We start from the raw sequence: 14,274 nt of genomic DNA on the forward strand, positions 1-14,274 counted from the left end.
CATGAAGAAGGCGTGCATGCCGCGACTCAGGCTGCCCCGGCCGCAGGCTCGCCGTGTCCCGGCAGTTTTTGCAGGCGTTCCTGCAAGGCCGCATAAAGTGCCGGGTCAGACGCGGGGCCGAGAGCGGTTAAGGAGCGTTCCATAGCCAGAAGAATGTCCGACGTGGCATCCGGCAACGCCTGACGCCACCAGTGCAGGGCATCTTCTACCTGCCCTGTGTCTGCCAGAGCGGTCGCGTAGTTATGGCAGCCGCGATAGTCGCCCCCTTCGGCCGATTTTTGGTACCAGACAAGAGCCGCGGCCTTATCCTGCGGGGTTTCCCACCCTTCTTCCAGAAAGCGGGCAAGCAGGTTCATGGATTTTGCATGCCCGTTATGGGCTGCTGCCGTAAAAAGCCCCAGTGCTTTTTTCAGGTCCTGCGGCATGCCAAGCCCCCGCATGGTCAGAATACCCAGATTGTAACGGCCCCATTCGTCCCCCAGTCTGGCGGCGGCGTCATAATGGTGGGCGGCCTGTTGCAGGTTCTTCTCGCACCCCCAGCCAAAATGGTGGCAGCGCCCGAGCATGTTGTGCGCTGGGCCGTAGCCCGCATTGGCCGCCATGGTAAACCAGATAAGCGCCTGTGCGTGGTCAGGCGGAACATGCGCGCTGTTCAGCAACACTTTGCCCCATAAAACCTGATCCAGATGATGCCCGCCAATGGCGCGCTGCCGGATAGCTTCAATCTGATCAGGCAAAGGGGCTGGAGCAGGCTTTCTGGTTTTGCTCTGCCGTGTAAACAGCTGCTGCCACAGGCCTGACCCTGACATGATCCTCAACCCTCTTTTTTGAGAAGGATTATCATTATCAAAATAAAGACGCAGTGGCAACCACGAGGGCTTATTGCCCCGCTATGTTCTGAATGCAGGCCTTAGACGCGGCACAGCGGGCCAGCGCTGCATAGAGGAACAGCCGGTGTGGTCCAGCTCACACTGGTTGTTCCTCATGCCGGGCAGGCTCGTGCGGGGTATCCTGAAGTGAGGCCTTGTTAGAAAAATGCTCCTCAATGCTCAGGACGCGCAGGCGGGAGTAATTGCCATCCCGGTTATCAACAAACCCGACGCTTGAGACAAAAGGTTCAATAATATGAATCTTTTGCAGTGGTGTGATGATAAGCAACTGCATGTTGAGTTGCTGGAACAGCCGCAGACCATATTGCGTGGACTCATCAGACCCACGACCAAAGGCTTCATCAATCACGACAAACCGGAAAGAGCGGGACCGTACTTCACCCCATTCCAGCCCGAACTGATAGGCCAGACTGGCGGCAAGAATGGTATAGGCCAGTTTTTCCTTCTGGCCGCCGGATTTGCCGCCAGAATCTGTGTAATGGTCAAACTCGGCTTCATCCGCGCGCCAGCGTTCACTGGCCGCGAAGGAAAACCAGTTGCGCACATCAGTGACTTTTGTTGTCCAGCGCTGGTCCTGCTCCGCACGGCCTTCCCGCCCGCGGAAGCGCTCAATAATGGTTTTGACCAGATGGAACCGCTGCTCGGAATATTGCTCTGCCTCATCACCAGAAACGGTATTTTCCGTACAGGCGCGCAGAGACGCCTGAAAATCACGGATTTCCGGGTCGAGCGTCTGGTGCGCTTCCAGCCGGATATAGCGGTCCGGATTATAGTCAATCTGGGTAAGGGACGTATTGATAACGGTAATCCGTTCCCGGATAATTTCCCGCTCCTGCGCCAGATGTGCGTTGAAATTCGCGATCTCGTTAATTGTGTTTACTGTCAGAAGATTTTTGAAGCGACTGACAAAGCGCGGAAGATCATCTTTTGTAAGGTGGTCCAGCAGCGCGCAATACTCAGGGCCAGCCGCCAGATGGCAATCCATATCCTGTGCATCCAGCGGATAGGCCGCCCGGAAGTCCCGCATATCGCCCAGAATACTGTCGCGCAGGCTGTCCAGCGTGCGCTGTTGCTGGTCAATCCGGGTATCCAGCAGGTCTCTCATCTGCGTTTCAGCCGCTTCGCAGGCGTCGGGACTGCTCAATTCAGGGTCTTTAAGCTGTGCCTGAAGGTTTTGCAGGTCTTCTTGCTGCTGCGGCGTCAGCACATACGCGCTCAGGGTTGTCTGACATTGCTGTAGCCGGGCCTGAAGCTGGGCGACGGACTGATCCAGCAAAGCCTGTTTTTTATACAGGTCCAGATACGCCGTATCAGCCTGCCGGAGTGTCTGCTCTGCCTGATCTTTCTGCTGCCTGAGTTCTCGCAGGACATCTGAGGTTGCCGTCAGAGCCTCGCGTTCGGCTGTCAGCTGTGCGGCGGTCTGTGCGGCACTGTGCCAGTCCAGTTCTGTATAATCGGGATAGCGTTCCAGCCGGGTCAGTGTTTCAAACCGCTCTTGCAGCATTTTGCGGGTATTTTCCGCCTGCGCAATGTCTCCGGCATGTTTCTGGATCAGGGCTTCCTGTGCCCGTTGCCGCTCTTCAAGCGCTGCTATCTTGATGGCGTTGTTCCAGCCCAGCACATAACGGCTGCGGTCATCAATCCTGTGGCGGTCATCTTTTTCATGCCGTCCGCCCGGTTCCTTGACCTGCCCGGACCGGGTGACGGCCTTGCCGGAGCGGCGGAACTCTTCCTGCGTTTCACAGCAGGTAAAGCTGAAGCGGTGCCCCAGTTCATTTTCTACCCAGAGCCGCATGGGGGAGTCCGGATGGACCTCCAGTTTCTGCGCCAGAGTATGAGGGTGGCGTGCTGCCTGAGATCCGGCACGGTGTTGCTGAATATGATAATAAACCAGACGGCCTTTCAGATGCGTACGGTCAACCCAGTCCACCACCTGAGCATAGAGATGGTCCGGCACCAGCAGCGATAATGCAAAACCATGCAGCAGGCGTTCCGCTGCACCTTCCCATTCCCGCGCGTCATCCCGCACACGGATCAGCTCCCCGGCAAAGGGCAGATCTTCGGCTGATACGCCCAGAGCCTCACACAGCATGGCGCGCATGCGGATCTGCCGTTCGTCAATATTACTCTGGCGTTTGCGCAGACTGTCCAGTTCTGTGAGGATTGCGGCATGCTGGTTTTTCTCTTCATGGAAGAGAATACTTTGTTGCGTCAGGTCTTTTGCCAGCCAGCTATCCTGTTTTTTCCACTCGGCTTTCTGCTTTTTCAGGTGCCGGGTCAGTTCCTGAAAGGCTTCAGCCGAACTGGCAGGCTTTACATTCAGCCTCTCGACAAGCCCTGCATAACTGGCGGCGTTCCTGCGGCGCTCTTCGGTCGTTTTTTCGGCCTGCTGGATAGCAGCGGCAAGCTGCTCCAGCCTGTCGCCCCCATTGGCGTAAATAGCCTGCCGGATTTCTTCAAGCTGCTGCTGGCACGTGATACGGACCGCATCCTGTGCGTCTAACTGGTGCTTGTTTGTTGCAGCACTTTCCTGCTCTCTGGCACTCTGCTGCTCAAGCAATGTGGCTTTCTGGCTTGCAAAATAACCGGGCAATGCCTGACGGCTGGTTTTAAGCTGCTCATTCCGGGCCTCACTTTCCGCATGGGCGGCCAGATCTTCCGCCAGAGGGGTGAGCAGGCTGATCTGCTTTTGTGCCTTCAGGACGGCCTGATGCGCGTCATCCAGATCTTCAAAATGCGAGATCAGGGCATGGATGCGTTCAGTTGCGTCAAACCGGGCTAGCATGTTTTCCCGAACAAAATCTGTGATATTGTCAACAGATTTCATGGAGACTGTTTGCAGGAAGAGGTCCAGAGCCTGTTCGTTCTCAATGCCAAAGCGGCGGCGGAACCAGGCGGCGTAGCGGTTAAAGCTGTCTTCTACATCAGCACCCAGCGCCCGCAGATTTTTGCGAAGTTGCAGAATATCCGACCCAAAGCCGGTAAAATGCTCCTGAATGGAGAGTTCTTTTTCCGCCCCCACAAAAAAACGTGCGGGTTGAACCTGCTGTTTTTTAATCCAGAAGACCTGCGCCAGCGTAACTGTCTGCAGATATCCTTCATTTTTAAAAACGCCCAGAATAACCGTATAGCTCTGGGTGTCACGCAGGCTGACAGATTTGGTTGATCCGGTTGCATCGTTACGCTCGGATTTATAGTGGCCCGTGACGTAAGACCGAAGGGAGCGCTCCCGCGTATCCGCACCTGCGGCCTTGTTGTACACAATACGCTGTGCCGGCACGAGTAGGGTGGTGATGGCATCCACCAGTGTGGATTTGCCGGACCCGATATTTCCCGTCAGCAGAGCGTTCCGGCCATTGAGGTCAAAACGCCAGATCCGTTTATCAAACGTGCCCCAGTTCAGCACTTCCAGCCGGTGCAGGCGAAAGCCAGCCAGACGATCATCCACGGCAAAGTCGAGCGGGGCTTGCTGGGTGTCAGTCACGGTCGGTCAGTCCTGTCGGGGCATGGTCAGAAAAAAGCTGGAGGTCAGGTTCGTGGTCCTGTTCCTCGGGGTCGGAGGACGCAGCACGGGGGGTCATCGCTTCAGTCTGTTCGAGGGTGCGCGCGTGCGTCAGATAGGCCTCCAGCCGTTCATCCAGCGTGGCCAGCCATTCCGCATCAATATAGGCCTTGAGGATACGCCGCACTTCATACTGGGGCTGGGCGTTCTGTGTTTCTGCGCTGGTGGGCGGCAGGGGACGTAAAAAGCCAAGGTCAATGACGCGACGGATGTAGGTTTCAATCTGCGCAAGCTGCCGGACCTCGTTACTGCTTTCGGGCAGGAAGGTCTGGAGCAGGGAGGCAATATCGTCCCGGCTGAGAATGAGGCGTGTCTCACCGCCTATGGCGTCAAACCGCACAAGCTGGCGGCGCAGCAAGGCCAGTAGCAGACTGACATGGAAAGAAAGTGGCCGACGGGCAATCAGGCGGGGCATGCGTGCGGCGATGGCATCGTCCTCGGCTTCGGGCACGCTGCGCAGATAGGCGTAACCCTCGGTAGGGTCGATGATCAGCATTAGCCCGAGCACAGAAACATAGTCCCGCACCTGATTTTGCAGGTGGAGCAGATGCCCCCACAGACCTTCATCTTCCTCCCGGTAAATCACCCCTTTTAGCAGCGTGATGGCGAGGGTAGACAGAGAGACGGGCAGGGACGGCTGAGCCGCGACGGCATCAGCCGTGTTCAGAGTCTGGCTCATGCCGACCTCACAAAAATGACGCGTTGCAGGGTGGCGTTGCGCGTGATGATGGAACCGTCGGCACTCATGATGTCCCAGCTTACATGATCGCTCGTCTTTTCATCAATGAGGCTTTCAAAGCGTTCACTGCTGAGCTGAAGATAAGCGACAAGCTCGGATAATCCCTGCTCCAGCGGGTAGCGGTGCAGTAGGGCGGCGAGGCTGACTTGCGGGGCCTCTGCCAGAGCCTGCCGGATATTGTCAGTCAGACGCAGGCGGTCCACCACAACCTGTTCATATAACGCCATGGGGTCTGCTGCTTCCGCTGCGTCGTCCGGCAGCGGGTCGAGGCTCAGAAGGGTTGGAAGCGGCGGGGCATAAAGGGGGCGCTCCATAATAAGGTCCGGTGTGGCCGCCATGGACTCAAGCTCTGTCAGGCTTTCATCTGGTGGGTAGTCCGGCAGGTAAGGGCGGGCGGCAAGCGCACGCGCTTCAATATGATGCAGAATATCCATAATACGCCGGGTTTCCTGCCGGCTCTGATCATCCAGAAACTGCCGCAGACGGTGCGAGAGCTGGGCGACGGTGCGTTGTGTATGGTCGCCTGCTTCCAGCCAGTCATAATGAATACGGCGCAGGCGCGGGTCCGGGTGCAGAGCCGCAATGACCGGAAGAGACAGAATATGGTCCAGTTGCTGAGAAAGCTCTTCCTGACGGCTGCTCGACATCAGGAAGTTCCAGAAGGCCTGAAAACTGCGGCCCTGATCGGAGTTATTGATCAGATCATGCTGGGTCAGAATTTCATCCAGCAGAGCGCCTTTGGTGCCATCCCACAGGGCCACCCGTTCCCGCACGGCGCGGTCCAGACGCCGGAAATTATGCTCAACCTCACGGAAATCAGCCAGAAGATCACGCGCCATGCGTGTAAACTGGGAAAAGCGTTCCTTGATGCCGGTATCATCCATCAGGCTGACATCACCGCTCTGGATACGGGCAATTTCAGCATCAATCTCATCCCGGCGCTGGCGCAGGTCTGCAAGGCGCTGCTCCGGGTCGCTCTGGGTGCCTTCATTCATCTGGCGTAGCAGATCAAACAGCGTGCGCAGGCGGGATTCCGTGCCAACAAAGCTGCGTTCAGCAAGCTGCTCCAGCCATGACAACGCCTTCTCGGTCGCAGGCGTCATATCAAAAACGGCGTTCTCCGTGCCATGCTGATAGAATTTTCTCAGCCAGCCCTTATCCGGAGACGCCCAGTCTTCCAGATAATCCCGGGCGGTTCTGGGGAAGGCTGTGTCCTCCATTTGCTGGCGCAACGCATACAGGGTGTCTTCCAGCGCTTCCGCCATGTCCTCGGCTTTCAGGCTGCGCACATTGGGGCGAACGAAAACCTGATGCAGAAAACTGAGGATAAGCGGCGCGTGGTCCGAGCATAACAGGCGCCAGGCCGGGTTATGCTGGCGCATACTGTTCAGGGTTGTGAAATCAAGCGCCATCCTCGCCAGCTCCTGTCTGCTTCGTCACCGATGCGGCAGAGGACTTGTTACAGGATGTAAGGGGGCGACGCGAGAGACACTGGCTAGAGAAAAATATCTGCGAACACTGTGCAGACACGCTGTCTGCCGGGGCCAGGGGGAAAGACTCATCCGGCATGATGGCCATTTTGAGAGCTTAGAAGTGCGCGCCCAGTTGAAGCGGGAAGGAGCTACCCAGAATGCCTTCGTAAGACCGTGTCAGATTGACGGTGCCAGCATGAGCAGGCAGCTCGTTTGTCACGTTATTCATCATGAAACTGGCATCGAAATTCTTGGTGATGTGATACCCGATTGTCGTGTTAAAATAGATGAAGTTATTACGCTGGTTTGCTTCCTAATTACTGTAAGGGCAGCTTCTTCTTCGGTTTTTCTGGCTTACGTCTGGAAAGACCAACAGTGTTTTTCTCTTCCTGTGTCAAACCCTTAGGTTCCAACGTTCCCGGGACTTGGAAGGAGGGAGGGATGTTAGTTCCTTACCCTGAGACCTGTCTTTGCATGGTTCTGGGCTTTTATAAAAGACCAGAACCATGCGGGCATAAAGGGGAGTAGCCTCTGGCGGCCCAGAAACCTGCTTTCAGATTGAAAGAAAAGGAAGGTTTCTGTTTGGCCAAGCAGACTTTGCAGCACGACCGGGACGGTGCGGCGGAAATGGTAGTATGAGCCGATAAGGCGGAGCATTTGCGTTTCCCAGTCTGGGAAGACAAACGGGAAAATCCCGCAGACCCGTCAAATTCTCATTTTGCTGTTATATTTCAAGAGGTTAATGGTGCGAACTGCGGGACTCGAACCCGCACGCCCTTACGGGCTGGAGATTTTAAGTCTCCTGCGTCTACCATTCCGCCAAGTTCGCATCGGGGTGGCTGGGGGTGAGTGTTGCCAGCCGGACAGGGCGTTTTACTGTGTTATGGCGGGTTTTAGCATGTTGGGCTGTGGCGGCAAGGGGGTCTGTCGTTGGTTCGTGTGTTGCGTTGCTTAGCGGGCTCCGAGCAGGGCGGAACCGTGGTGTTTCAGCCAGCGTTCTGCGGCGTGTCTGTGCGGCGTGAGCTGGTCCACCAGTGCCCAGAAGGCCGGGCCGTGATTCATATGGCGCAGGTGGGCCAGTTCGTGCGCAATCAGATAATGTCTGACAGAGACTGGTGCCATGATCAGACGCCAGGACAGCATGATGCGGCCGGAGGACGAGCAGCTTCCCCAGCGGCTGGAGGTGTCACGGATATCCAGCCGTGTGGGGCGGAGGCCTGTGGCCTGTGCCTGCGCGCGGAGTTCCTGACCAAGGACGGTGCGTGCGTGGTTTCGTAAAAAATCGCGCACCCGTCTGCCGATAAACTCTTCCGTGCCACTGACAAAAATCTGCTGAGCCTCTATCCACACCCCGCTTCTTGCCGCAGGCTGATGCACAATAAGATGCGGTATGCCTTCAACCGGAATGGTTCTGCCTGCCAGAAAAGCCGGGGCATTGTGCAGAGCCGCAAGACGTTTTGTGATCCAGTGCTTCTGCGTTTTAAGAAACGGCATGGCCTCCTGAGGAGTCAGGGTGCCGGGAAGAGTGACGGTCACTGCCTGCCGGAGTGGGTCAATGCGCAGAGAGAGGCGTCTTGCCCGGCTGGAGCGCTTCCAGAGGATTGGTGCGCGGCAGTCAGGCGCCAGTTCAATAACATCCGGCGCAGAATCCACAGGGAGGATGCGGGGAGCGGTGCTTACCCCCCGTTGGGATAGAAGAGTGGGTTTTTCAGCGCGTGCCGGTACGGACATGGCGCACGGCGAGCCGCGTCTGTGAGCTGGCTTTTTTGGGTTTTCTGGTTGGGTGGCCGGGCCATTTTACCAGATAGTCTTCCAGTGCTCCGGCCTGTCTTTCACTGATGCAGCGGCCTGCGGCAGACGCACCGGATTCAATGACGCTGTCCGCCGTTCCGGTCAGAAGAGGATGCCATGTGGGGAGGGAGCGCCCTTCTGACAGGCGACGATAAGCGCAGTCGGGCGGCAGCCAGTCCAGCCCCGCGACCATTTCCGGCGTCAGCGTAATGCAGTCCTGCACTTTTCTGTGGCGCTGGGGGTAGTCCGTACAGCGGCAGGTGGAGACATCCAGCAGACGGCAGGCGACAGACGTGTAGTGAATTTCGTCCGTTTCTTCGTCACGCAGTTTATGCAGACAGCAACGGCCACAGCCATCACACAGAGATTCCCACTGTGCAGTGGTCATATCTTGAAGGGGGGTCGTTTCCCAGAACGGAGCCGAGGATGAAAGAGACGTCATACCGCGCAGGATAAACTGGCAGGATGCCTCAGGAAAGAGGGGCTTTATGAATTCCCAGATTAATTCCCAATGTGCCAAGCACGCTCAGGGCAAAAGCCAGACACAGGCTGCCCGCCAGTGAACGGCCCAGAAGAGGCAGCCAGAGCAGACGCAGGCGGAGGAACGGCGTGGCTCCCAGTTCCTGCGCTGTGCGGCGCCATGTGGGCGGAGCGTCTTTGAGGTGACCAAGCGGCACCAGAGAAAGAGCCGGGCCGATCAGAACGCCCTGAAAAAAAGAAAGGAGCAGGGTTGGGGTGCTGGAGTGCAGCAGAAAAGGCAGCGCGAGGGCAAGGCCGGTTGCCGGGAGCAGAACCAGCAGGAGTAGCGTGTAAAGCCTTGCTCCCTGCCGTGTTGCGAGGGTTGCCGTAAGCACAAGGGCTGCGAGGCAGAGCCCGGTGAGGGCCATGAACAGGGAGTGTGTGATCAGAAACGGAAGCATGCTGGACGGCGGAAGAGTCACCGGTCTTCAGCCCAGTGCGTAAAGCGGGCGGACAAGGTGGGGAGATGCGCGCTCCAGAAGGTGTCATTCACCGCAATGGGGGGCAGCAGGCGGCGGTTATCCAGAGAGCCGGAATTGATTTCCGCCAGAGAAGGCAGAGATGGCCACGCATTGGCGAAGGCCTGCTTCTGGGTTGGGTGTTCCAGCCAAGCCGTGAGGGCGAGCGCCGTGTTTTCCTGCGCTGAGGTTTTTGGCACGCCCCACGCGTAGTTCACCTGAAGGCGCTGGGGCCAGTAGAGGCCAAAGCGGTCACGCTCGGCCTGCGGGGCACTGAGAATTTCCCCTGTGGGCACACTCCCCATCAGAGCGCCACCGCTTTTGAGAATCCGCGCAGCCTCTTCCGGGGTGGACCACCAGACGATGTAAGGGCGGAGCTGGTCGAGCTTGCGGAACGCGCGGTCTACGCCGTCCTGCGTGTTCAGAACGCGGTAGAGGGCATCAGGCGAGACACCGTCTGCCAGCAGGGCGATTTCCAGCGTGGTGCGCGGGTCACGGCGCAGACTGCGGCGGCCGGGGTGCCGGGCAACATCCCAGAAGTCCGACCAGTCTGGCGGGGTATCAAAGCGGGAGCGGTCCCACGCCATGGCAAAATCGATGGAGGCGGAAGACTGGCCACATCCGTTGGGGGAAGGGTCTGCCGGGTCCCGCACCAGAAGGCCCATCGAACAACTGATTTGCAGGGAGCTGGTTTCCATCATCACCGCTGCCCAGCGGTGGGGCGCATCGGCCTCCTGTTTGCGAAGAGACTCGATTTCTCCATCCCATGAGGCCGGAGCCAGAGGTTGCCTGATAAGCTGGGCATAAGGTGTGAACAGCACTTTTTGCTGCGTGGCGGTAATGGCGCCCCCGAATGTCAGAATACGAACCGGCTGCACCACAGCCCGATGAAGCCGGCGTACCGTACGCGCCTCAGCCTGCGAAAAAGCAGGGAGCACCAGACTGCCGAGGACAAGCGCCGTCAGCCCGCGCCGGACCAGAGCCGACAGGGCGGAGGGACGCTGCGCGGGGGAGCGGAGGGGCGTCTGAGAGGGTGCGTCACGGAACGAAAAAAGGAACAGGGGTAGCCTCACGCGGTTGCTGCAACGGTCTAACAATACGTCTAGCCTGTTTTCTGGTCCATCGGAAAGGCAGTGGCGTTTGCTGTTTGCCAGGCGAGCAGTGCTACGCGCCCCGGTTCCAGGTCCCGCAGGGTATGCACGGGCGGGCGATGGGCAATGAGTTCCCCGCCATCACGCATACGGAAACGCATATGAATGGCCGTGCCCACATGCCGGGCGGAGACCAGAGTGCACAGCAGCATATCCTGCTCTTCAGGCTGGGTGGGTGCCTGACGCGGGAACATGACGGAGAGCCGGTCCGGAGAGATGCAGATATTGGCGAGGTCCTGTTCCGCCAGCCCCGGTGCGGCCATGGCCTCCACGGTCTCACCCGTGGGCAGGCGGAGTTCGGCCATATCATCTTCAGCGTAGAGAACCTTGCCGGTCAGGACGTTGGCCTCCCCAAAGGCAATGGCCACCTGTTCATGCTCCGGGCGGCTGAGCAGATCCGGCGGTGTTGCAAGCTGAAGCAGGATACCGTTTTCCAGAATACCAATACGGTCCCCGGCCATCAGCGCCTCTGTCCGGTCCCGGGTGAGCAGCAGCAGGCTCAGCCCGATGGCGCGTTGCAGTTTTTCCAGCAGCGCCAGCATGCGGGTTGTGGCGGTGTGGTCAAGCGTGCTGAAGGGGGCGTTGAGCACCAGACACTCTGGCCGCATGACAAGGGCACGGGCCAGCTGGCCGCGCACGGCCTGCTCGGGCGTCAGGCGGGCGGCTTTAAGGGAGCTCCGCCCGTCCAGCCCGACGAGGGAGAGAGTTTCCAGCGTGCGGCGCTCACACTCCGCCGCGGACACCTGCCCGGCAGCCCGGAGTGGGAACAGAATATTCTCCGCCAGCGTAAGGTGCGGGAAAAGCGGCGCGTGCGCCCCGAGCGTGGCCAGCCGACGCTGGCCCGTTGGCCGGTGCGTGACGTCTTCCCCTCCCACGCGGATCTGGCCGCCATAGCTGGGCATGTGGCCAGCCAGAACATCTGTCAGGCGGGTGAGGTCCTCATGCCCGGTGCCGATTCCCAGCAGCGCCACACACTCCCCTTTCGCCACATGCAGGCTCAGTCCGGGGAGCGGCGGCAGAAAAGCGAGATTGTGAAGTTCTAGCGGCGGGTGCGAGCCATGCGCCGTATGCATGCAACCATATCCTTAGCGATCAGTTAGAAGAGTGTTGTCAATAAATCCAACGCGAATAGGGTGTTCCATGTCTTCTGATAAACTCAAGGATGTAAAGGCTGCCGGTGAATCTGCTGCTGAGACAGCCCGTGATGAGATTGAAGCCGTAAAGGCGCATCTGGAACGGCTGATCACCAAGCATGTGGTGCCTGCCCTGACGAATGCTGGCGGCAAAGCCAGTGATTTGACTGAAGAAGCGGTTGCCAATGCGCGCGAACTGGCCAATCATGCGCGCAAAGATATTTCCAAGCAGACGCGTGTGCAGTCGTCATGGGTGTCCATTGCCATTTCCGGCGTGGTGGGCTTTGTCCTCGGCCGGATGTCACGCTGAAGCCTCACGTGATCTGAACGAAGGTAGTCCCGGAGTCCATGCGTATTTTTGAACTTGGCAGGTCCGCCCTGCACGCTCAGTCCCACCTTATGCAGCAGATGGCCATTCGGCTGGGGAAACAGGCGGCATTTCTTGTTGCCGCTGCGGTATTCGGGTTTTTCGCCCTGATTTCCGGGCATGGACTCCTGTGGGCCCTGTTCCTGTTTACCTTCCACTGGGGGCCGGTGACGGCCGCATTCGGCGTGTTTGCGCTGGATGTGATCTTTGCCCTGATCTGCGTCCTCTTTGGCCGCCGCTCTTACCTGACGACTGCGGAAGTGGAAGCCCGGATTGCCCGTAACCGCTGCGCCACGCAGATGCGGGAATCTGTCACTCTGGCGGCAGTCACGGCCACTGTGGCGGGTTCTCTGGGCCGCAGCGGCACCCGCAAAGTGTGGGATGTGGTGCGCCGCAAGAAGAACTAAGCCTCTATCCGCCTTTGCCCATAGGTTCCATTCCAATTTTGCATTGGCAGGGGCGGATTTTTTCTGGGAATGATTGCCCTGTGATTTTGTGAGTGTGCGAACAGTTTGCATGCTTGCTAGTATGGGCACGTAATGGAACCTCCGCGTTATCCTGACAAGAGTATCGAAACCCGCCGGTCCTTCGGGCACCGGCTGGCTCGCCTTGCGGCCATCTGGCGGCGCGAGATTGATGCCGATCTGCGCCGGTTCAGCCTGACGGACGCAACATGGCGCCCCATTTATTATCTCAATTTTGCCGGTGAACCTGTCAGACAGACAGATCTCGCGCGTTCTCTCTCACTGGAAGCACCGTCTCTTGTGCGGCTGCTGGATGTGCTGGAGAAGCGCGGCTTTATTGTCCGGGAAATTGATGAGGAAGACCGTCGCTCCAAACTGGTCAGTATTACGGAAGAAGGCCGGAAAGTTGCCGCACTTGTCAGCCATGCGGCGGATGATGTGGCAACACGCCTGACCGAATATGTTACCCCGCAGGAACTGGAAGAGTGCTGCGGGATTCTCGACCGGGTAGAACAGGCCGCGTCCGGTCAGAAAGATCTGGCAGGCCCGGAGCGGGCACGGGCATGATGAGAGTGATTACGAGAATGGCGTCATGCTGACGGAATTCAATCTCTTTGGCGTCTTCATGGCGCCAATCGTCGTCTACGCACTGGCGGCGCTGCCCCTTACCATGTGTGTGCGCTTTGTGCTGTGGTGGAGCGGCCTGCTGGGCTGGTTCTGGCACATCGCGCTGTTCGAAGTTTCGCTCTACGTCTGTATCCTCTGCCTGCTCATTTTGTACGTCTGACCCCCAAAAAGGCTTTTGAGTCTCCGCAATGCCCCTTCTGCGCACCCTGATACGAGTTATTCTGACCCTGGCGGTTGTCTCTCTGGCCATTGTGCTAGGGGTGACCCTCTGGAACGTCTACATGATCGCCCCATGGACCCGTGATGGCCGTGTGCGCGTGTATGTTGTGGATGTGGCTCCTGAAGTCTCGGGCACGGTGGTGCAGATCCCCGTGGTGGATAACCAGTTTGTCCATAAGGGTGACCCGCTGTTTGTGCTGGACCCGGTGCGGTTCCGTCTTGCGATCCGTGAGGCTCAGGCCCGGCTGGATGGCGCGCTGGAAGACCTGAAGCTCAAACGTAACGATGCCCGCCGCCGTATGGGGCTGGGTGGCATTGTCTCGGCGGAAGAGCAGGAAGTCTTCAACTCTAATGTGGCGACGCAGATTGCCGCGGTGGATGCAGCCCGCGCCGCGCTGGACGTGGCAAAGCTGAACCTCCAGCGTTCCGTGCTGTATTCTCCGGTGAATGGCTACGTGACCAACCTCAACCTGCGGGTGGGGGATTATGCCTCCTCCGGGCAGGCGCGTCTGGCCGTGATTGATGCGGATTCCTACTGGGTTTACGGCTATTTTGAAGAAACCAAGATGTGGGGCGTGCATGTGGGGGATGAAGCCCGCGTCAAGCTGATGGGCTACAAGCCGATCCTGACCGGCCATGTAGTGAGCATTGCCCGCGGTATTAATGATACCAACGGCACGCCGGACAAGCTTGGTCTTCAGGATGTGAACCCGATCTTTACCTGGGTGCGTCTGGCCCAGCGTATTCCGGTGCGTATCCATCTGGACCATGTGCCGGATAGCGTGACCCTCGCCGCAGGCATGACGGCGACCGTCAGCGTCGGGCCGGAGCCGCGTGGCCGCCGGGGTAAAATGACCACCTGGCTGCAAGACCACCTCTGAG

The 14,274-nt window shown here is 58.5% G+C and carries 14 protein-coding genes and 1 tRNA gene; 5 read left to right on the plus strand and 10 right to left on the minus strand.

Going from position 1 to position 14,274, the window contains the following annotated elements; all coding sequences use genetic code 11:
* Positions 1 to 26: 26 nt before the first annotated feature.
* From KP699_RS01675 to KP699_RS01720, 10 genes are all read right to left on the minus strand, one after another.
* Positions 27 to 809 (minus strand): tetratricopeptide repeat protein, encoded by a 783-nt coding sequence (locus KP699_RS01675; RefSeq protein ID WP_215761419.1) that lies wholly within the window; start codon positions 807 to 809, stop codon positions 27 to 29.
* A 157-nt stretch (positions 810 to 966) separates the two neighbouring features.
* Positions 967 to 4,374 carry an ATP-binding protein gene (locus tag KP699_RS01680; protein ID WP_215761420.1) on the minus strand — a complete coding sequence of 1,136 codons (3,408 nt, stop codon included), beginning with the start codon at positions 4,372 to 4,374 and terminating at the stop codon, positions 967 to 969.
* Positions 4,367 to 5,131, minus strand: coding sequence for a DUF4194 domain-containing protein (locus tag KP699_RS01685; protein ID WP_215761421.1), 765 nt, complete (start codon positions 5,129 to 5,131; stop codon positions 4,367 to 4,369). The genes KP699_RS01680 and KP699_RS01685 overlap by 8 nt, the downstream gene beginning before the upstream one ends.
* Complete coding sequence (locus KP699_RS01690; protein WP_215761422.1) at positions 5,128 to 6,603, minus strand: DUF3375 domain-containing protein; 1,476 nt, start codon at positions 6,601 to 6,603, stop codon at positions 5,128 to 5,130. The genes KP699_RS01685 and KP699_RS01690 overlap by 4 nt, the downstream gene beginning before the upstream one ends.
* 803 nt (positions 6,604 to 7,406) lie before the next feature.
* A tRNA-Leu gene (locus KP699_RS01695) sits at positions 7,407 to 7,492 on the minus strand.
* 122 nt (positions 7,493 to 7,614) lie between these two features.
* The gene (locus KP699_RS01700; RefSeq protein WP_308164760.1) at positions 7,615 to 8,316 is read right to left on the minus strand and encodes a SprT family zinc-dependent metalloprotease; all 702 of its coding nucleotides are present in this window, start codon (positions 8,314 to 8,316) and stop codon (positions 7,615 to 7,617) included.
* Between the two features lie 55 nt (positions 8,317 to 8,371).
* Entirely contained in the window at positions 8,372 to 8,896 is a 525-nt protein-coding gene (locus tag KP699_RS01705; RefSeq protein ID WP_215761424.1) for a YcgN family cysteine cluster protein, read from the minus strand.
* 28 nt (positions 8,897 to 8,924) lie between these two features.
* Positions 8,925 to 9,395: a hypothetical protein gene (locus tag KP699_RS01710; RefSeq protein WP_215761425.1), complete on the minus strand. Its 471-nt coding sequence runs from the start codon at positions 9,393 to 9,395 to the stop codon at positions 8,925 to 8,927.
* On the minus strand, positions 9,392 to 10,528 hold the full coding sequence (locus tag KP699_RS01715; protein ID WP_215761426.1) for an extracellular solute-binding protein: 1,137 nt from the start codon (positions 10,526 to 10,528) through the stop codon (positions 9,392 to 9,394). The genes KP699_RS01710 and KP699_RS01715 overlap by 4 nt, the downstream gene beginning before the upstream one ends.
* 5 nt (positions 10,529 to 10,533) lie before the next feature.
* Positions 10,534 to 11,655, minus strand: coding sequence for an ABC transporter ATP-binding protein (locus KP699_RS01720; RefSeq protein ID WP_215761427.1), 1,122 nt, complete (start codon positions 11,653 to 11,655; stop codon positions 10,534 to 10,536).
* 67 nt (positions 11,656 to 11,722) lie between these two features.
* On the opposite strand from KP699_RS01720, the gene KP699_RS01725 reads away from it, so the two are divergent.
* From KP699_RS01725 to KP699_RS01745, 5 genes are all read left to right on the plus strand, one after another.
* The gene (locus tag KP699_RS01725; RefSeq protein WP_025826378.1) at positions 11,723 to 12,025 is read left to right on the plus strand and encodes a hypothetical protein; all 303 of its coding nucleotides are present in this window, start codon (positions 11,723 to 11,725) and stop codon (positions 12,023 to 12,025) included.
* A 38-nt stretch (positions 12,026 to 12,063) separates the two neighbouring features.
* Positions 12,064 to 12,489 carry a hypothetical protein gene (locus KP699_RS01730; RefSeq protein WP_025826376.1) on the plus strand — a complete coding sequence of 142 codons (426 nt, stop codon included), beginning with the start codon at positions 12,064 to 12,066 and terminating at the stop codon, positions 12,487 to 12,489.
* 132 nt (positions 12,490 to 12,621) lie between these two features.
* Positions 12,622 to 13,113, plus strand: coding sequence for a MarR family winged helix-turn-helix transcriptional regulator (locus KP699_RS01735; RefSeq protein ID WP_025826374.1), 492 nt, complete (start codon positions 12,622 to 12,624; stop codon positions 13,111 to 13,113).
* 25 nt (positions 13,114 to 13,138) lie between these two features.
* On the plus strand, positions 13,139 to 13,333 hold the full coding sequence (locus tag KP699_RS01740; protein WP_025826372.1) for a DUF1656 domain-containing protein: 195 nt from the start codon (positions 13,139 to 13,141) through the stop codon (positions 13,331 to 13,333).
* A gap of 28 nt (positions 13,334 to 13,361) precedes the next feature.
* Entirely contained in the window at positions 13,362 to 14,273 is a 912-nt protein-coding gene (locus KP699_RS01745) for an HlyD family secretion protein (protein WP_025826370.1), read from the plus strand.
* Position 14,274: the final 1 nt, after the last annotated feature.

The organism is Acetobacter sp. P1H12_c (assembly GCF_018811975.1).
Taxonomy (GTDB): Bacteria; Pseudomonadota; Alphaproteobacteria; order Acetobacterales; family Acetobacteraceae; genus Acetobacter; species Acetobacter persici.